This is a genomic window from Spirosoma litoris (assembly GCF_054776755.1).
The window spans coordinates 22,768-41,517 of the sequence record NZ_BAAHBI010000001.1 but is presented as its reverse complement, the minus strand read 5'-3'; the positions used below and the strand labels follow the sequence as shown (position 1 = coordinate 41,517).

Below are 18,750 nucleotides of genomic sequence, written 5' to 3'. Positions count from 1 at the left end.
TGGACTCCTGTAAGTTCGGCGCATGCTTACACTTCAGCAGGTAGCGGCAATCATGGATGAGCGGACTGGATCGGGCAAGCCCAAACGGTTCCGCGTGACATTCATGACGGGGGATCGAAGGCGGGATACGGGGGGTGAAGTTCGCACAATCGAACAGGCCACCATGCCCCGGCCCATTACCCGAGCGCATTTGCTGACGGATCGACGGGTTAACGTACAGCCCTATGGCCTTCGCAAGAAGGTCATGATTCATTTGGATTTAATCTTATGGCTTAATGGTGAGCCGATTGTGTAATGGAAGATATTCACTACCTCGTAACCAGTGGCCACGATATTGCGCTCACAAAAAATGCCAGTTTTTGGCTCGGGAAGGGGGAGGTGCTCGCTACGTCCAGCACTCCCCCAGGCGCAACTCCCTCCCTACTGAAACGCCCTCAGTGGCAATCCGGTCGTAATGGCATTATGCCCTGGGGTGAAGACAACAATTTCCCCCAGACGATCATTGATCTGTATAACCAGGACCCGATTATCCCCAAAACGCTGGGTAATCAGGCCGCCATGCTGATGGGCCGGGGCATTATGCCTGTGCAACAGACGCTTGGTCCTGATGGCAAAGAGATCAATACACCTATCAACGACCCCGAAATCTGGGCGTTTCTGCGATCGCCTGGCGTTCGTCAGTATCTGCGCCAGGGAAGCTCTGACCTACTGTGGTTTTTTAACGTGTTTCCAGAATTTATCCTCAGTAAAAACCGGAAACAGATTGTGCAGTTGACGGCCAAACAGGCTGCTTATTCGCGTTATAGTGCGGTTAACCAGGAGGGTCGGTGTGAAAAAGTGTTCCTGTCCGCCAATTGGCCGTCAGCCTCCATTACGGATGAATTTACAACGGGCGTCTCCACGCTCGATCCGCTGAACTGGGACCGGGTCAACTGGACACGGAATCATGCGGATTATAAATTCATTTATCCGCTGAGTTATCCTACGCCGGGTAAGTCGTTTTATAGTTTAGCCCACCACGATTCCATACGCACCTCCAACTGGCTCGATGTGCACCTGGCGATTCCCCAGTTTAAAAAATTCCTGATGCAGAACCAGATGTCGATCAAGTATCACATCAAGGTTGATAAGGAATTCTGGCCGGAACTAAAAGGGCGCAAGGTCTGGGATAATGCCACCGCTGAGCAGCAACTGGCCTGGAAAAAGGAGTGGCTGCTATCGGTCGAGAAGAACCTGACCGACGTGACCAAAACGGGCAATTCGATCATGACCGAAACCACTTTCGATCAACAGAAGGGGGTTATGATCGATCACATTCAGATTGTGCCGGTCACCGATCTAATGAAAGATGGCAAGTTCATCGACGATTCGATGGAAGCTGCGGCCAAAATCTTCTACGCCCTGGGTACTGACCCAACCCTACCCGGTTTTGCTTCAGACAAAATGGGCGGCAATATGGGTGGCTCATCCAAACGCGAAGCCTGGTTGATTGCCCTGGCTTTGATGAACCCCTACCGGGATTTGATGCTGGAGCCATTGGACTTTATCTCTGAGTTTAACGGGTGGTCGGCCCGCTACGATAACCTGACGTATTTATTCCGGGACACGGTTCTAACCACCCTCGATCAGGGGAAAGGAACCCAAAAAGTTGTAAGCTAATGGCACTACTGATTGATGGCGTAAAAGACTTACAGCTGGCAGGGGTTCCCGTCAACAAAAATTTTACGCTCACCCTGTTTGAGCCGTATCTGGAGAGCACCTGGAGCGAGCTATTTCCTACTTTTCTGGGCAGAGAATTTACCGAATCCCTGGCCCAAGTCTGGCAGTCTCCCTCGGAGTTGACGGACGCCCAAAAAGCGCTCTTGCCGTACCTGCGCAGGCCGCTCTGTCAACTGGCGTTTGCCCAGTATTTGCCCTTTGCGGAGGTACAACTGGCGGATGATGGCATTACCACATCGGCTTCTCAGGATCGTAAACCGGCCACAGAGCGCCAGATTATAGCGATTCGAAACGCACTCTACGAATCTGGCTGGAAACACCTGGAGGGCTTATTAGCCTATCTGGATTTTCACCAGACCGACTTTCCGCTTTACGTTACCTACCGGGATTTACAACCGGCTAGTTTACTGCCTTCAGCTGGCGAGTTTTCCAAATACTATCAGATTTTCGGTTCCCGGATTACCTACAACGCCCTGAAGCCGACGCTCACCGGCCTGGAGGCTGATGTATTGATCCCTCGACTCGATTCCCGCTGGCCATCCATCGTCGATAGTGATTCGCTGGACGACCGCTCCCTGCTTCGTCAGGCGCGTACCTGGCTGGCCTGCCAAACGGTTGTCGACGCCATTCCAACGCTGGCCATTGCCATCTCCGGCAATGGCCTAAAAGTGCACTACAGTTCCAATATCGATAACATCGAATATGTGCAGCCACCTAGTGAAGCCCAGATCGAGCGGCTACTTCAAAAAGCCAAAGAGAAGGCGAGTGCTGCCTGGCTGGAGCTGGCCAGTTTGCTCGATGGTGAACCCGAGGCCGAGAAGGGGCGCGGGATGATGGATAACGATGACCGAAAGATTGTTTTTTTCTAACCGTAACATACCGATGAATCCCAAACTAAAAACCTTCCTTTTGTCTCTAGCGACCTTTTGTTCGTTCCTGGAGCTTCTGGGCGTAGTGGCCTTGTTAATGTCACTCGACAGCTGTACCAGTTTTGAGAAGGCCAAGCGAAAATATGCCACGACGCTCGTCGATACCACCTTTACCACTGTCCGGGTCGTGGTCCCCAGTGATAGTGCGGTATTGCGACTAGTGACCGATACGACCACTGTTACGCATGAAATTCGGGAAGGTCGAACCCGGATCATTTACCAGCGATCGCCCAAAACGACGGTCATCAAGGCCGAGTGTGACTCCGTTGTCGTCGTCAAGGAGGTACCTAAATACATCACTAAACAGGTTTGGGGGGTTGATCCGGCTTATCAATCGAAAGCGGAGCGCCGTCTGATCATCATCTGGATTTTAGTGGGACTCTTAATTGCTGGGATACTCCTGTACATTTTCATGCACCGGCTGCTGTTGTCGGTATCCATCACTAAACGCGTTTCTGGAAATGGAACTACTGCTTAAGCGTACCGACCGGACCGAAGCCTATACAGGTGGCATTTTAGGGCAAGTACTAATGGAAAATGCGTTGCCTTTTGTCCCAATCTGCCAGACCCTGGAAGATCCCATCCGGGAATTTGGGCCACACGGAGAAGGTAAAATTAAGAGCAAAACGGCCATTCCACCAGGTCGGTACCGTGTGATTTTAAGCCTATCCACCCGGTTCAAAAAGGTGATGCCTGAGCTGGTTAATGTGCCTTTTTTTGCTGGCATCCGGATTCATCCAGGCAATACTGTGGACGATACCGATGGCTGCTTGCTGGTGGGTCAGCAACGCGTAAAAAATGAGCTGATTGATTCCCGATCTGCCTATGCTCGACTCATGACCATCCTGGAGAAAGCCGACGCGAAAAAGGAAAAAGTCTTTTTAACAATTGTAAACTCGTAACCTGTACAACAATGGATCTGCAAACCATCGGAGCCGATTTGTTCAAGCTCTCCCCTTTAATTGGGATACTCGCTATTGCGGTATATGTACTCTGGGGTAAACTTCAGAAAGCCCAGTCTGACATTCTGGATATGATGCGCCTACACAATGAGGATCGAAAAGAGACTCAGGAGAAATTGAGTGGTGTTGTCAACCAGAACTCCCTGAGTGCCGTACAACTGGCAGGTTCAGTCGATAACCTGTCTAAGTCGCACAGTGATTTGAAAAATGACATAGCGACCCGGTTCTCTTCATTAGAAGATAAAGTCGTTAAATCTGGTCGGGCCGCTTCCCAGCGAATGCCTGCGAAAGCTGCTTAATTTACATTTATGAACACCATTCAATTAACAATCCCGAATAAAGAAGGGACCGGTGTGGAGACTCCTTACACCGGTCCCTCGACCTGGAGTGAGCTGAAACCAGAGCAGTACTGGGCAATTTGTAAAGTATTGCTGCTCATTGGCGAGCATGACTACCTTCGGCTAACCTTGCCCACGGTCATCTATAGCATCCCGTTTACGGCGCTCCAGTATTTGTTCAATGTGGACCTGCTCATGGAGTTAGGTTTGCCGGATGAGCAGGTAGCCGATGCCCTGGATTATGGGCAGGAACTCCTCAAATCAACGGACTGGGTATTTGAGACGATTCCCCAGGCGAGCTGGCCAATACCTGGCTTAGCGATTGATTCGAAAACCTACGTATACGGCCCAGGGAACGCCCTGCGGTACCTCACGTTTGAGGAGTTTATGTACGCTGAAAAATGCTGGAGTAAATTCCGGGCCAAACCGGATAATGCCCAGTTAACCAAGTTGGCTGCTGTCCTGATGCGCCAGAAGCGAAACAAAACCGTACCGGAGGGAGCCGATCCACGTCAGGTGTTTGATCCGCACTGGGTTGAGCGAAATGCGATGCGGTTTGCGAAATTAGCCCGCTTTGAGTTGTGGGGTATTTTACTGGCGTATGAAGGGGCTCGGGCCGAATTGGCCACGCACTTTAAAAACGTGTTTCAAAAGCCCGAACCTGGTCAGAAAACGCCTTCAGCCAGTTGGTACAAAATCGCGCTGTCGATGGCTGGGGAGGATGTACAAAAATTTGAGGCTAATAACCGGGCCAATGTCTACCTGGTACTGGCCATGCTGGACCAGGCAATCGAGCGACAAGAAAACAAGTGACGGTCATGATCGAGCAATTTTATGTTGACTATTTTACTGATCTGGCCAGTCGCTGTCCGGATATCGGACACTCAGAATCAGATTGCCATTTCTGGGAGATGGTGGATACGGATTCGCTGAAGGATTTGACCAAAGCCGTAAAAGATACCTTATCATTTCCTGCACTCGTTCTGCGCCCGTTCACGGACGAGAATAATTACGAGAATGATAATCCGGTTCAGGTGCTCTCGGGAGCCTTCACGGTGCTACTGAAGGTGGAAAATAACGACTGGGATCAGATCCGTTCGGCCCGTCGGGAAGCCCGAAAAATCGCCCTGTCGATACTGGCACAACTGCGCAAAGACGCCTTACCCCAAGGGCAATTACACAGCAATAAAATCCATCTGATGCGCAATTTTCCCGGATCAGATGAGCCACTGGTGGCGGGAACGGCGACGGGCTGGACCTACGAATTTGACTGGCGATTAGCCCTCAATATGGCCTCTCCGGGCTGGTAAGCGTCCGGGTTGTTACGAACTCAGCCAGCGTAGTCTGCTAAGTTCGGCGCATGGCCGTGACCCTTGTTTCTGCTCCTGATCTGTTTGCGCTTACCAAAGGTGGGCGTATGCTCTATCAGTTTACCGGATCAGGTAGAAACCAAACCACTGGGGTCAAATCCGTAGCGGTCTTATTTGTCTCCGGGCCAGTGACAGCGGGTACTCTCATCAACATCCGCTGGAAAGGCCAAACCCAAAAACTCGTCTTCACCGCTTCGCCCGAAGCCGCCAACGAATTTGCATCCGGCTCCGGCAATAGTGCCTACGTGGATGCGCTGATCGAGGAGCTAAAAGGCTTCTATCCGTTCCGGGAAGATTTCATTATTTCCCGCTACGATCCGACCCAGCTACCGGGCATTGTTTTTACGGCTAAAACGCCGTCAGCTGACTACAACCTAAGTTTGGTCAATCCCCCTGTCGGCTCTCCGTTTACCTTTGGCAACACTACCCAGGGCGCAGAACCCCTGCTCCGGATTCAGTATAGTGTGTACGTCGAAGCCTGGTTGCAAAAGCCCGGTACCGATGGTTCTGATCTGGATGCCCACTACACCCGCATTTATGATGCGCCCATTGAGACGGATGCCGATGGCTCTGCTCAGTTTGATATCGGCAATATTCTCCACTCGGAGCTAGTAGCCGACTGGCCGCAGTGGAACTTACCAACTCCCGTCCAGGCTCCTAATTCCCATCGGAAATATTATTTGGCGTATGGCGAAGCCTATGGTTCGCCACTCCAGGTGGGTCGAATCAAGCTCGACTCAGTGCGCCATGCCTATTTGGGTGGGGCTGATTACGTACATCGGGCCGGTGGCGGGTATGGCTTTTTAGCGTTGCGGAATAGCACCGTTTCGGATGATGCCGCTCTTCGATTTGGCCCCCTGACGCGCTTTGTTCGGACCGATGAGCCCCAGTACTTAACGTTTTTAAACTCCCGGGCCAGTCTGTCAGGAGTGCGTCTCAAAATTATACGCACGTTCGATAATGATCAGACCGACACCCTTATTGAGAGTCTCTCCGCCCAGGAATTTCCAACGGGCGCAAAGATCACCTACTGCGTTGGTCCTACCCAGCAGGATTTAATCAATACCCTACCGAGCGGGCGAACCCTGAAGGAATATTCCGTACAGCTGGTCAGCTCCGCTTCGGCGGCCCTGAGTGTTGTTTATCGATTTATTCTCAACTACGACTATCAGCCCTATACGCGCTATTTCGTGTATTTGAGTAGTCTGGGTGTGCCAGACGTGCTGACCACGTTCGGCAAAGGTTCGGCAGAAATAGCTCGCTTTTATGAACAGGCCGAACGGTTCCTGTCCGCTAGTTACGAGATAGCCGATGGTCAGTTTGCTGACTATAACGTGGCCACTCAGCGCCAGTGGGAAGTTACGACCGGATTCCGATCGAAAACGGAGCTGTTGATCTGGGATGATTTTTACCGCTCTCCGGTGCGCTTTCAGTTGCTCGATGGCAAACCGCTACCCATCAGCATCACCTCGAAAAGCATTAAGGAAGCCAAAGAGGGCGAAACACTCTGGGCACATCTGTTTGAGTTCATTTACCACTTCCAGGATGCGTTCTATACGGCCTCAACGGGCGAAGTAGGCAATACACTTCCTCCACTGGGTTTTGTCTCGGTTGGCAATATTATTATCGAACCGCAGCAAATCATCAACTCAGTGGATGATACGGTACCCGATATCGTACGCACCATCGACGTGGATGCGGTCAACAGTTGGAACCTAGCTGCGGCCTGGGGGAATCCGGAGACCAAAGGCTTTCTAACCCAAACCTCCGGCAATGCCCTGTATCGGCGGGGCGACGTAAAAGTGCCCTACACCGACCTGGTGAACACCCCGACCACGCGCGATCAGGCGGGCCTGCATGACGTGGCCACCATCGCGGAGCTATTCAAAATTTCTTCCATCAAACCCCGCGTGCTGACCTGGTCAGACGGGGATACACCCGCTGAACTACTATGAGCAAAGGTATTGGCCTGGCCACGCCCAGGGGCATTAACTGGGAATACAGCCTCGATGGCCAGAACTGGCAGGCCAGCAACATTTTCCCCAACATGCCTGATGGCACACCTTTCGTCAAAGGGGTGGCGTATACGATTCTGTGTCGAAACATAGCTCAGGAGGCTGTGGCGGCTACCACGGTAGTGTTTGGCCGGGCAACCAATGAGGATGGTCTGGATGAAATCGTGAAGCGGTCGGGCATTACTACCGCCCTGGTTAAGCTCCTGGGTGGTTTGTTTTTGGCTAATATTCCCTCGACGACGGAGGATTTTCCGACGCTGGTCGTCGGCCCGAATGGCCAGGTTTACACGAAAGGTGGTAGCATCAGTCTGGAACCGGTCACGACCGTCGTGATGGGCTCGATTTACGAGGAAAAGCCCGATTACGTCGTCATTGTGGCCCCCAACCCCGAATGGCAGGGCACTACCGACAATCCGCTACCAACTGTCAACGCAGTCGAGCCCGACCACCTCATTACCACAAGTGGCGTGCAGTACTATGCGTTGCGCGGGGATCTGTTTAGTGATCCGGGCGATACATTGACCTTGGTAGCCGCCAAATTCCTGAATCCGGCTACCACTTCGCTACCCTTTGGCGTTTCGCTATCTCAGGTTTCGGGTGAGTGGCGCATCTACATCGCAGCTGACGTCCCGGATCAAAATTTCCTGATTCGCACGGTTGCTATCGACTCGGCTGAGCAAACCTCGCTACCCAGCTACCACCGACTGACGATCAATAGGGCCATGACGGTTATCATGCCCGAGGTGCCCAGTCTGACCCACTCCAACGATCTAACCTTTCCCTTTTTTGGCACGGATGGCGATTCGCCTGGCTACGTGGTCATCAGCGGCAACTGGAGCTGGAACTCCGCCGACCAGCTGGTGCAGACCAATACCACCTCGACTGGCAGCACGATGATCTTGTGTACCAGCAATGGTTCGCAGAATGAGCTCGATGCCGTCCAGAGCCTGGCGAAGGTAAAAATCAAGTCACTGGCCAGTTCGGCCTGGATCGGGGTAGGTATCCGCTACAGCCTGTCGGGCGCGGGTGGCTACTCGCTGCTGATCATCGACAGTACCTCCGTGCAACTGCTCCATGATGGGGTGGCGTTTGGCCCCTTTGTCACCATTCCCGCCCTGGTGGTTGGTGCCAGCTACTTTCAAAAAATCCGCTACGAGGAGACCGGAACAGACAAAGCGACCATCTCGGCAAAAATCTGGAATGTGCTGCAAGCCGAGCCCGCAACCTGGTCGCTGACCTGGGCTAATCAAGCGCGGGTTTCGGGCTATCCGGCGATTCATGGGGGCAGTAACGGAGCGACGGCGGCATTTGGCTACTGGGACGATTCTAAAAACTTCTAAGATGGCACGCACTAGAAAAATTTTCATTCCCTGGTATACCGAAACGGTCAATCCCGCCATCGAGGGCACTGTCATTGGTCCCACGCTCTACTGGCTCTATGAAACCGACGGCGACTGCGCAGCCATTCGCGCCCAGTTCAACGCCCAGAAAACCAACCTCACGAGCCTCACCGCCCAGAGCGTGGCCGTTCGACCGGACTCCGTGCTTGGCTACCAGGAGGTCGACTGCACGGGCACGCCGGTCGATCCGATCGAAGGCGGCTCCTACAACCTGGGGCCAACCGATCAGCTGATCGAATCGGGCGACGATGGCGCGGAACAATCAAACGATTCTCTTAATCCGTAACGACAAATGAAAAAACTCCTTTCTCTCTGGCTCCTGCTCTCCAGCGTGCTCGCGCTCGGTCAGGTGCGCTTTCAACCCTTATCGACGACCGCCACGCCTGGTACGTATAACCGGGTGGCCCCTCGGGCAATCAATCTGTACCCGATTAACACAGCGGGCAACAGCACGTTTATGGCGGCTGTCAACACCGGCTCGATCCCGGTTCGGGTAGCGCCTACGGACGGGGCCATTGTGGGTCGCTATAGCTACACCTTTCTGGATACCCGGCTCGATTATCAGAACAATCCGGTGGTGTCCGATCCGGCACCGGTTCTGGCCGATGGTGTTCGAACCGTACCTCGCCTGGTGGGCAATTTCTATCCGTTTGCCAGTCAGACGGGCAAAAATGTGCTACTCTGGAAACGGATTCCACCGTTTACACCCCACTCCAGCAAGATCATTATCTACCCAGGCGGGCTGTATTCGGATACGACCGATAACGCCCTGCTGAGTCGGGGCTTTACCCACACGGCCGAGTCATCGAAGTGGATTGACGGGCAAACCTATCCCACGCAGTTCAAACGAGCGCTGGAAATGGCCAATTACCAGGCTGCCTATACAGCCTCGTTTGACCCAGCTGCGACCTCCGACCAACAGGCGAAACTGTTGGCCTGGGCGGGCTATGGTTCGGGTAACTTCGAAGGGACGCATACGTTTATTCCCGATGAGGAGACCTGCCGACTCTACGCCAAATATTGGTGGGCGACGTTTAAACAAAATGACTGGGCGGGGGCTGGCGTGGAATACTTCAGCGTCAATCATGAGGTATTTCAGGCGCGCAATCCGGCTCTCTACGCCCAGGAGTGGTACAACCAGGTAGGCTGGATTACGAAAGGAATTATCGATGCGGCCGCACTGGAGGGCAAAACCCTTAAGTCAGGTATGTCCGATTGGGCGAATCTGACTAACGTCAATCCGCAAAATTTCGAAGATATCGACGGGACGGGCTATCCCAAGTATATGTCCTACGGCTATATCGGAGAGCCGTTCCGGGGAAGTTCGCAAAGTGCTCCCCTGGGTAATTCGACGGTATTGGGCCAGTTGATGAAGGAAGGCAAAGCCTTCGTGGGGGTGGGCTCCTACCTCCAGCACACCATTGACGATCAGAGTTATTTTCAGAAAAACGCGGACGGTACCTATAAAAAAGGATCGGACGGCGGGCTGATCTGGCGAACGGATAAGCGCACGACCACCATTTCGGGCCAGCCGACGGTCATTTACGGGGACGATTATTACAAGTCGCAACTGAAGCTGTACGGCCGGTTTGCCCGCTACCACGCGAATCTGTATTTCCGCGCCGGTGGCGTGCATTTGCCCCGATCGGATGTTCGTCAGAGTGGCTTTGAAGCGGTTCGGCTCTTAGCCCAGTTCCGGCTCGATACCGAAGTCGAGTCGGGCATGAGCCCCTCCAGTACGGGCACTACCGAAGTGGAATTTGCAACGCTGAACTCGCGGCCGCTCAATCCCGACATGGTCGAGACCGACGCGATCACGATGTATCTGCTGACCGACTATATGCGCGGTTGGTCAGAATCGCGGCCGCGAACTACTCTTGGTGCCAACAACGGCGGCAAGCAGGTGGCCAGTGCGGAGTTCTATGCCAAAGGTTTTCAGCGGGCCAGCCAGTTAAACTGGATTTTCTCCACGCCCTGGACACTCATTCAACCTAAATTATGGATCAAAGGCACGGGCACCCTGGCTCCTTATGATGCTTCTGAAGCCTTTTATCGCAAGCCCATTATCTGGGGCGGTTTAGCTACCAAAGACGGCCATCCGACGATATTCCTGAACTGGGTATGGCCCTGTCAAGATACCGACAGATACACCGACGTCACGGTTTGGGTCGACAAAGGCAGTGGTGTGGTTTCACCAGGTTACCGGATTCGGTTGAAGGGTAGAAAGCCCGGCCTGGATTACTGGACGCTTCCGGATGCCCTGGCAGGCGTTCAGCCCAAAGACATTTATTTTCAGTTCAAATCCCTTCTTGGTGAAAAAATAACCTGGCGGGGCGATTACCGGGAGGCCCGCATTACCTCGCATCCGACGCCACCGGCGATCGTCGAATCGGACCTCTCCGGCGCGTCTGTTTCTAATCCAGGCAGCACCACCACTGACCCTGGAAGCACGACCGTGTCGGCTCCTTCGTGGATCGCAGGCATGCGCTATTCGTATAGTGCACCGTTGCTGACGCTCGAAGCCGCTGGCGATATCGGGGCGATGAAGTTTGAGCGGCTCGATGGCACGCCGTTCACAGTATCAAATCCAAACGGGGTTCAGGTCTCCAGTGGGAATTACTACGGCTATGGCACCCTTTCGGATCAGGCGCCTTATGACAAGCAGTGGAAACTGTTTTACAATAATACCGCCCCGCTTCGGGTGACGGTTCAGCGCGCCAGTGCGACAACCAGTACGTTTAGTTATACCGTTACGCCTGTACCTGGGGCCGATCGGGTGGTGCTCAGCACGAATACAGTCGTTACCAACCCTGTCTCGTACTCGCGGGTGTTTGTGGTCGGTAACTCGATTACCCACACCCATTACCGCCGAAATGGGGAATCTGCGCCCACGCCCGAGCGGGACAATGGCATGGATGCCAGCTCGCCCGCGCAGGACTATCTGCACATTCTAACGAATTACCTCAAGACGCTCAACGCCAGCGTCGATGTGCGGGAGTTTGCCAGCTTTGAAAATTACACGGTTCCAACGGGGGGCTGGCGATTCGATGTAGGCGATGGTCCCCGTTGGGAAGGCACTTACTGGGACCTAAACGTATCGACGGACATCTTCAAAGGGGGGCTGGGTCGTTACCAGCCCATTACGGACTGGATGCCCGATCTGATTATTATCCGGATTGGGGAGAACGTTCTTAACCTCGAGCACGATTTCAAAACGGCGCTGAAGGCGCTGATCGATAAGCTCAAGGAGAAAAACCCCTCGTGCCGGGTGATTATCACCACCTCGGTTTGGCAGGAAGGCAATCAGCAGCAGGTCGATGTGTCGAACTTGCTAAAGGACGTTGCCTCGGAACGCAGCTACACCCTGGTCGAACTGGCAGGCATTGCGGGCTCGAAATTAGGCACCCTCAACCATCCCAATGATCCGGCGATGCAGACAATTGCCGATCGCATCTGGACGGGCATCGGGGCGACACCGCCAACCTCTACGACCACGACGAACCCACCCACGACGGCCTATTTCGCCAATGGGTTTGGGGAAGGTAGTGTGTCGCAACTGATGGGTTCAGCGCCGTTCACACCTGATTTCACAAATCCCGCCAACAATCAGTATTCGGGCTGGGGAACGGGTAATGTCTATCAATATATCAGCGACGGTGTGGTCAAGCTGGGTATCTCCAAAATGGGGGGGGCGCTCACGCACCTATCCCTGGTTGGTGGTAAAAACTGGGTCAATACCAACGCAGACGGCTCGACTGGCGTGTATGAAAACACGACCGGCTGGCCTGATCCGGGCCGTTCGGGGTTCTGGTCGATGTATGGAAACCCCGGCCACAACTACCAGCAGGGAGGAGAGAGCACGTCTCAATATTATGATACCGGTTTTAATGTCGTTCAGGGCGGATCGGTCTATAAAAATTACTCGCAGGTAACCTGGTACGAAAAACGAACCGTGCCGGGTTATGGCGAGGTAATGTTTACCCGGTCTACGCCTGTTCAGTGGGCATTGCATAACAAGACTTCTGGCGTTACCTATTACAATTATTTCTGGATCGATGCCAACCACGTCCCACGTTACTTCACGATTATCGACAATCAGCGGACGGATACCCAGCGGACGTACATGTTCCGCCAGTCGGAGGCTCCTTTTATCTATACGACGGCTGATCTGTATCATCATTATGTCTACACGGGTTCAGCACCTGGCACATCAGGATCGGTAACCAGTATCAACCCCGACGCGCCCGTCGAATGCGGTTGCCCTGACAATCATAAGTGGGGCACCCAAACGACGACTTCGGAAGGTTGGGTGGCATCAATGAATGATGATAACAAGGGCATTGTTCTGGTGCCTCAGCATAACAGCAACTTCAACACCTTCCAGGTGCTGTCCCGCTCGGGTGATGAGTTTTCGAACGCAACCAGCTACATCGAGAGCGCCCAGAACCAGAATTTCGACGAGAATAGCACGACCGCCTATTCGGGCTACATCTACGTCGGAACGATGTCGGGTTTCCGATCTTGGTTCAACTCAGCGGGTATCACCCGCCCAGGCTTTGACTGGAAGTTTGGGGTCCGGACGATGAACGGCTGGTGGTCGCAGGATTCGGAGGCTAAGTTCAATTCCGACAATCGCTACCAGTTCCGGTTTGCCCGAACCGATACGGACGGGCAAGGCTTTGGCGGCTACTTCTTCGCGCCGTACGGCATCTACAAGCCCGCCGAGATTCCAAAAATCTACGTCCAGGGCAAGTTCACCAACGTGTCTAAAATCTTGATTCGCTGGTACAAAGCGGGGCAAACTGAACTCCAGGCCCTGCAAGCGCCGGGCGGACAATTCAAGACGCTCGATGTGATCGGTGATGGCGTCGAGCGCACCTACACCCTGGATATGACCGGCGTCACCAACTGGAATGGTATCATTTCGACGATCCGGATCACCAACCCCGAGGATGCGACCGGCCACTACAATCAAACCTTCGTGCCTTCCTATATCGGCTCCAAAAATCCTAATCCGTAATCATGCCAACCACCAATATCGCCACCCAACCCGTCCACGCGTACCGAAAATCGGACGGCCAGTTCTTGTACGATGGCACCAGCGATCGGGACGTGGTGCAATACCCCCTTACTGACGCTGGCCAGGCTGCTTACGAAGCAGCTCTGGCGGCTGGCAGTCATACCGGGATTACGGTCAGTAACGGGGCCGTAATCCCAGCGGGCTCGATTCCGCCCCTCACCATGCCTACGATCCTATTGGCTCCCACGGGCCTTACCGCTACGGCGGCTAGTTCGTCTCAGATTAACCTGGCCTGGACGGCCGTGTCAGGGGCGACTGGCTACCAGGTGGAGCAGTCAGCGAACGGCACGTCTGGTTGGACGCTGGTGGGAAACCCCACGGAGGCCGCGTTTGCCAAGCTCGCTCTAGTGGCCAGTACGCAGTATTACTACCGGGTTCGGGCCGTGCAGGGCAGTAGCCTCTCGGCCTACTCCAGCATCGTGAATGCCACGACCAGCACAGCCAGTTATGCGGCTTACAGCAAAAAGCTCCAGGCAGAGGATTCAACCAGCTCGAATATTTCGTATTCGGGCGGCTACGGGGATGGTGTCACGCGTGCATTTGGCTCCAATGCGAGTCATTACATCGAGTGGGCCAATATTCCGGATGCGCCCGTAACGGATGCGAACTACTCCATTTTGATTCGCTACCAGACCACCTCAGACACCGACAACAGCGTCATTACACTCAAGCTCAACGGCACTGCCTATACCGTTACGCTCCCTCACACCAACGGGGTAATTACCAGTCTCGTTTTGTCGGGCAGAGCTCTGAACGCAGGTACCAACACCATCCGGATCGAGGGTAGTAGCGGCAATTTCGGTATCGACTACATCACGATTTCCCACGCAGCCTCCAGCTAGAAAATCTCACCGTAAACTTTATCTCAAATCATGAAGCGTTTCCTATTTATCCTTTTCCTGTTCGTTTCGTTGCTGACCCAGGCTCAAATCAGGCCTGGGGTACCCAACCCGCCCACGCTGACCTACCGCCAGCGAAATACCAACCAGCTGGATATGATCATCAGCTCAGCGGGGCAATTGATCACCCCTTCCAATTCGGTTTCCATTACAGCTGAGATTCGAATTTCGGATGTAGGCAGAATTGTGGCCAACGTGCCCATGACCACAGTCGACTCGGTGGACGGTACCATTCGGGGCATGCTGCCCAATCTTGACCCATCGATCTACTACCTTGGCTTGTATATCAAATACGCCAGTGGAGAGCCCGAATTTCGGGTGGGCGTGGGCAGGTTGGAGATTGTTCCGACCGGCTCGCTACGCGTGGTGACCGACGCCAGTGGGCTAAATATTCAGATATCGGAGGTGCGGCAAGTCCTTAACGTAAAACTAGATGCAACGCCCTCGTCTGCCATTGCGGCTTATTACGCTCAGCAGGCCAGAGCGGATGTCAGCACAATTAATCAGACCCAGGCGGCTGCGCAGGCCAATGCCAACGCAGCTGGCCAGAGTGCCGCTGATGCGTTGGCATACAAAAACGCGGCTGCAACTTCAGCGGGCCTATCCTCTGCTAGTGCGACCTATGCGGCTACTCAGGCCACTGCTGCTCAAGGGTATGCTTCCAGTGCTGGCACTTCAGCGACCAACGCCAGCACCTCAGAAACCAATGCACTGGCTAGTAAAAATGCAGCAATCACGTCTGCCTCTCAGGCATCAGCCTCCGCATCAGCGGCTGCTTCATCGGCCACCAATGCGGCAACGTCAGAGGCTAACGCGCTGGCTAGTAAAAATGCGGCTGCTACTTCAGCTAGTAGTGCTTCAGCCAGTGCCGTCTCGGCTAATACATCTGCTACCAATGCAGCCAATTCAGCAACTAATTCCGCCACCTCAGCAGCAGCTGCTGCTGGATCTGCCACGAGTGCGGCCAACAGTGCGCTGGCAGCCGTGCAGGCATTCAAAGGGCCCTGGACGGCGAACACCACCTATGCAACTGGGGATATCGTAACCAACGGAGGTAGTTCGTATAGACGAAAAGCGGCTGGCACGTCGGGCAGTAGCTTTGACTCGTCGATGTGGGATATGACTGCCCAAGGCGGCAGTGTCGTCGATGGCGCAGTCACTACAGCCAAGCTGGCCAGCGATGTATTACACAAGAATTTTCCCTTTCAAATCAATGCATCACCTCCGGCCACGCTAAAGGCCGCGATCAAGGATATTCAGATTGTAGGACTAGCCCTAAATCCGAGTACCCTTCTAACTTTAGCAGTCTTCCGAAAAAATATCACCGGCACTGGGCGTTACACGATTCAGGTGTACGATTATACGGCGGGAAACTTTCTCACTCAGGCGTATAATTTCGACAAGAACAGTTACACACCCTCCGCAACGGTTGAGCGATTAGCTGTTACTGGGAGCGGTTCCTTTTCGGCGACGACCCTCTACGTGACAGTCGATTGGTCGCAGGCTGCGGATAATACAGACCTCAACAGCATGAATTACAACACGGCGGGGCTGTCCAATCTGGTGTTTCGCCCGGCTCCGTTGGCGGCTCCGGCTGATCTAACCGTAACATCTGCTAAGTTTTCGACTTCGGTTCAGACTACGCTTAACAGAAGGCTACAGGGCAAAAACCTGCTCAAAAATTACCGACTCGAAGGGGTAGGAACTTACCCAGACAATTTCTATCTGGAACGAACATCCGGTTCGGCTTACGTGGGTATCGTAACAGGTACTAGCCCTACCAGTTTGGTTAGTGCAAAATTCACCGTGGCGGCTACGTCAGGCGCATCGGGCTACGCGATCTGGTACCAGCAGGGCATTAATACGACCAGCTTAGGTATTGCTGGAAAAAGCGCTAGACTTTGGTTCTGGATAAAGACAGATATAGCTCTTTCTAACATATATATCCGGCCAAGAGTGGGTACAACTAGCGGTACGCCTGACTATAATAATCTTACCAGTCAAAACACGCCTGGGCAATGGTCGCTGGTCAAATCAAATGTCTTCGCGCTGGATGCTGGAACAGATGTGGGGTATGGAGCCTATCTGAACATGAACGCAGCTAGTTTTGGTACGACGGCAAACGTCGAAATATCAGGCATGATGGTAAGGCTTGAGGACGATGGCGACGTGAGTGGCTTTGAGTACAATAGCAATTATGAAGCTGTACGATCTTCTGGATTTGTAACGAGCGATGATGTTAACGCTCTACTACTTAACCCTCGTGGTATTTCGCTGTCGTTGCCTGAAAAAATATATGCGGTCAAAGGAGATCAGTTGGAAGTTTTCAAGCGCTCAATTCTGAAAATCGCTAATCCGGCCAACGTAGGCCTGGCGGTTGCGAATAGTTCGTACCCTGCTGCAAAAGGGAATTTCTACGAACGCGTTTATCGCTACACACCTGGTAGTTCAGATGTGTCATTCCCGCTGGCCTTCGAAGTGAAAGACGAAAACAGTGCGGTTCTGGCAACAGGTAGCACTCAGATTGTGGTGACGGCTAAGAAAAGTTCACCTTCCAGTAACAAAAACATACTGCTCATTGGTGACTCGTTCACGCAACAAGCCTGGTATCCGAATGAATTAGCTCGTAGACTCACGGGAACAGGTGGAAGTCCAGCCGGGGACGGGCTTACTAACCTAACCTTCATCGGTACACAGGGCGGCACCGGTACAAGGCACGAAGGGTGGAGCGGAAAAACCTACAGCTTTTTCGAGAGCAACCAATCCCCCTTCTGGAATCCCAATACAAGTCAGGTTGATTTCAATTATTACTGCACACAGAACGGCTATAGTGGAATTGACTACGTAGTCATTATTCTAGGTACGAATGCCAAGGAAGATAATTCAATTATAAGTGCGTTGTGGGACAAACTGTTAGCGCACAACAGCAATATCAAGGTGCTGATAGGCGGGTGCATCTTTGCCAATCCGCAAAATGGCTGGGGGTCAATTGCGCTCGATCAGGTCGACAATCCCACTGGACGGAATTTCTTGGCAAGTATCAAGACGACGTTAGACTATAACAGGAGACTAGAGGCACTAACAAAAACGTCTCCCTACGTTAATAACTTTTTCTTTGCCGACATCCTGCCTGGGTTCGACATGGATTTCAATATGCAGTATAATAATGCTGCACAGGCTAACGCGCGAAATAGTACTGCTACTATCCCACAGGGAACTGATAATGTACATCCCGCTTCGTCAGGCTACTGGCAAATTGCTGACACAATGTATAGAGGCTTTCATGCAGTGATTTTTTCGATAACGGATTGGCAGCTTTTGGTACTGCTGTTGCTACTGGCTGGGCAGACGCAAAAAAGAAAAAAGATGAGACAGGATCGTGCTGCATTGCCCCGCATAAAATCTCACCAATAATCAATTTTTCACCGTAACCAATCAATTCACAATGAAACGTTTCCTGATTGCCAGTTTATCTCTATTGCTCGCTGTTAGTGCAGCTCACCCCGTTCAGGCTCAGTCCGATACTATCCGTCTCTACCGAACCACCGACCAGGTAATTTCCGATAACTTAGGTGGGACCATGCCTGTTGTGCATGCACTGTCGGACGTAAAAGTGAAAGCGTCAGGAAGTGCTGTTCGGGTCTACATTGACGGCACAAGTACGAAGTATTCCCTAAAGGGATTCCTCAACAAAGCGGGAACCCCTTACGATACCGTGAGCACCGTGGCTGCGGTACGGGCCTACATCGCCAAATTGCCTGGAGCCGTGGGTAGTGTAGCCACAACCATCAATGATTATACGTCCGGAACGAATACGGTGGCCACAACGGGCGTGTTCAAGATTGTTGTCCGAAATACTGGTGCCAGCTCAGCGACGGTTACTTATGGCGGGTTTACTTATGCCATAGCTGCCGGAGGTGTAGAAACCTTCGAGCAGGAGCGTGATCCTAAATCCGGCCAGCGAACCCCCTTTCTTCCACTCGTGGCCATTCCAGCCTCCAGCACCCTGCGTGTTATCAAGTACAACGAACAGTAATC

The 18,750-nt window shown here is 53.1% G+C and carries 15 protein-coding genes; all 15 read left to right on the top strand.

Annotated features, from left to right (window positions below; genetic code table 11):
- Window positions 1–22 precede the first annotated feature (22 nt).
- The 15 genes from ACYVGR_RS00165 to ACYVGR_RS00095 are packed head-to-tail and all read left to right on the top strand — an operon-like array spanning window position 23 to window position 18,748.
- Window positions 23–295: a hypothetical protein gene (locus ACYVGR_RS00165; protein WP_460952912.1), complete on the top strand. Its 273-nt coding sequence runs from the start codon at window positions 23–25 to the stop codon at window positions 293–295.
- Complete coding sequence (locus ACYVGR_RS00160; protein ID WP_460952910.1) at window positions 295–1,659, top strand: hypothetical protein; 1,365 nt, start codon at window positions 295–297, stop codon at window positions 1,657–1,659. The genes ACYVGR_RS00165 and ACYVGR_RS00160 overlap by 1 nt, the downstream gene beginning before the upstream one ends.
- Window positions 1,659–2,588 carry a DUF6712 family protein gene (locus ACYVGR_RS00155; RefSeq protein WP_460952908.1) on the top strand — a complete coding sequence of 310 codons (930 nt, stop codon included), beginning with the start codon at window positions 1,659–1,661 and terminating at the stop codon, window positions 2,586–2,588. The genes ACYVGR_RS00160 and ACYVGR_RS00155 overlap by 1 nt, the downstream gene beginning before the upstream one ends.
- A gap of 13 nt (window positions 2,589–2,601) precedes the next feature.
- Window positions 2,602–3,126, top strand: a complete 525-nt coding sequence (locus ACYVGR_RS00150) for a hypothetical protein (RefSeq protein ID WP_460952906.1) — start codon at window positions 2,602–2,604, stop codon at window positions 3,124–3,126.
- Window positions 3,110–3,550, top strand: a complete 441-nt coding sequence (locus ACYVGR_RS00145; RefSeq protein ID WP_460952905.1) for a DUF5675 family protein — start codon at window positions 3,110–3,112, stop codon at window positions 3,548–3,550. The genes ACYVGR_RS00150 and ACYVGR_RS00145 overlap by 17 nt, the downstream gene beginning before the upstream one ends.
- An 11-nt stretch (window positions 3,551–3,561) precedes the next feature.
- Window positions 3,562–3,909 carry a hypothetical protein gene (locus tag ACYVGR_RS00140; protein ID WP_460952903.1) on the top strand — a complete coding sequence of 116 codons (348 nt, stop codon included), beginning with the start codon at window positions 3,562–3,564 and terminating at the stop codon, window positions 3,907–3,909.
- A 9-nt stretch (window positions 3,910–3,918) separates the two neighbouring features.
- Complete coding sequence (locus ACYVGR_RS00135; RefSeq protein WP_460952901.1) at window positions 3,919–4,761, top strand: hypothetical protein; 843 nt, start codon at window positions 3,919–3,921, stop codon at window positions 4,759–4,761.
- Window positions 4,762–4,766: 5 nt separating this feature from the next.
- Entirely contained in the window at window positions 4,767–5,258 is a 492-nt protein-coding gene (locus tag ACYVGR_RS00130) for a hypothetical protein (RefSeq protein ID WP_460952899.1), read from the top strand.
- A gap of 56 nt (window positions 5,259–5,314) precedes the next feature.
- Window positions 5,315–7,273, top strand: coding sequence for a hypothetical protein (locus tag ACYVGR_RS00125; protein WP_460952897.1), 1,959 nt, complete (start codon window positions 5,315–5,317; stop codon window positions 7,271–7,273).
- On the top strand, window positions 7,270–8,673 hold the full coding sequence (locus ACYVGR_RS00120) for a hypothetical protein (RefSeq protein WP_460952895.1): 1,404 nt from the start codon (window positions 7,270–7,272) through the stop codon (window positions 8,671–8,673). Before ACYVGR_RS00125 ends, ACYVGR_RS00120 begins: the two co-directional genes overlap by 4 nt.
- A gap of 1 nt (window position 8,674) precedes the next feature.
- Window positions 8,675–9,019: a hypothetical protein gene (locus tag ACYVGR_RS00115; protein WP_460952894.1), complete on the top strand. Its 345-nt coding sequence runs from the start codon at window positions 8,675–8,677 to the stop codon at window positions 9,017–9,019.
- 6 nt (window positions 9,020–9,025) lie between these two features.
- Entirely contained in the window at window positions 9,026–13,753 is a 4,728-nt protein-coding gene (locus ACYVGR_RS00110; protein WP_460952893.1) for an SGNH/GDSL hydrolase family protein, read from the top strand.
- A 2-nt stretch (window positions 13,754–13,755) separates the two neighbouring features.
- Complete coding sequence (locus tag ACYVGR_RS00105) at window positions 13,756–14,655, top strand: fibronectin type III domain-containing protein (RefSeq protein ID WP_460952891.1); 900 nt, start codon at window positions 13,756–13,758, stop codon at window positions 14,653–14,655.
- A 30-nt stretch (window positions 14,656–14,685) separates the two neighbouring features.
- Complete coding sequence (locus tag ACYVGR_RS00100) at window positions 14,686–18,126, top strand: hypothetical protein (RefSeq protein WP_460952889.1); 3,441 nt, start codon at window positions 14,686–14,688, stop codon at window positions 18,124–18,126.
- 31 nt (window positions 18,127–18,157) lie between these two features.
- Window positions 18,158–18,748 carry a hypothetical protein gene (locus tag ACYVGR_RS00095; RefSeq protein ID WP_460952887.1) on the top strand — a complete coding sequence of 197 codons (591 nt, stop codon included), beginning with the start codon at window positions 18,158–18,160 and terminating at the stop codon, window positions 18,746–18,748.
- Window positions 18,749–18,750: the final 2 nt, after the last annotated feature.

Bases quoted from the DNA above. Each gene is read 5' to 3' on its own strand.
- ACYVGR_RS00165 (WP_460952912.1), top strand. From the start codon at position 23: ATGCTTACACTTCAGCAGGTAGCGGCAATCATGGATGAGCGGACTGGA.
- ACYVGR_RS00160 (WP_460952910.1), top strand. From the start codon at position 295: ATGGAAGATATTCACTACCTCGTAACCAGTGGCCACGATATTGCGCTC.
- ACYVGR_RS00155 (WP_460952908.1), top strand. From the start codon at position 1,659: ATGGCACTACTGATTGATGGCGTAAAAGACTTACAGCTGGCAGGGGTT.
- ACYVGR_RS00150 (WP_460952906.1), top strand. From the start codon at position 2,602: ATGAATCCCAAACTAAAAACCTTCCTTTTGTCTCTAGCGACCTTTTGT.
- ACYVGR_RS00145 (WP_460952905.1), top strand. From the start codon at position 3,110: ATGGAACTACTGCTTAAGCGTACCGACCGGACCGAAGCCTATACAGGT.
- ACYVGR_RS00140 (WP_460952903.1), top strand. From the start codon at position 3,562: ATGGATCTGCAAACCATCGGAGCCGATTTGTTCAAGCTCTCCCCTTTA.
- ACYVGR_RS00135 (WP_460952901.1), top strand. From the start codon at position 3,919: ATGAACACCATTCAATTAACAATCCCGAATAAAGAAGGGACCGGTGTG.
- ACYVGR_RS00130 (WP_460952899.1), top strand. From the start codon at position 4,767: ATGATCGAGCAATTTTATGTTGACTATTTTACTGATCTGGCCAGTCGC.
- ACYVGR_RS00120 (WP_460952895.1), top strand. From the start codon at position 7,270: ATGAGCAAAGGTATTGGCCTGGCCACGCCCAGGGGCATTAACTGGGAA.
- ACYVGR_RS00115 (WP_460952894.1), top strand. From the start codon at position 8,675: ATGGCACGCACTAGAAAAATTTTCATTCCCTGGTATACCGAAACGGTC.
- ACYVGR_RS00110 (WP_460952893.1), top strand. From the start codon at position 9,026: ATGAAAAAACTCCTTTCTCTCTGGCTCCTGCTCTCCAGCGTGCTCGCG.
- ACYVGR_RS00105 (WP_460952891.1), top strand. From the start codon at position 13,756: ATGCCAACCACCAATATCGCCACCCAACCCGTCCACGCGTACCGAAAA.
- ACYVGR_RS00100 (WP_460952889.1), top strand. From the start codon at position 14,686: ATGAAGCGTTTCCTATTTATCCTTTTCCTGTTCGTTTCGTTGCTGACC.
- ACYVGR_RS00095 (WP_460952887.1), top strand. From the start codon at position 18,158: ATGAAACGTTTCCTGATTGCCAGTTTATCTCTATTGCTCGCTGTTAGT.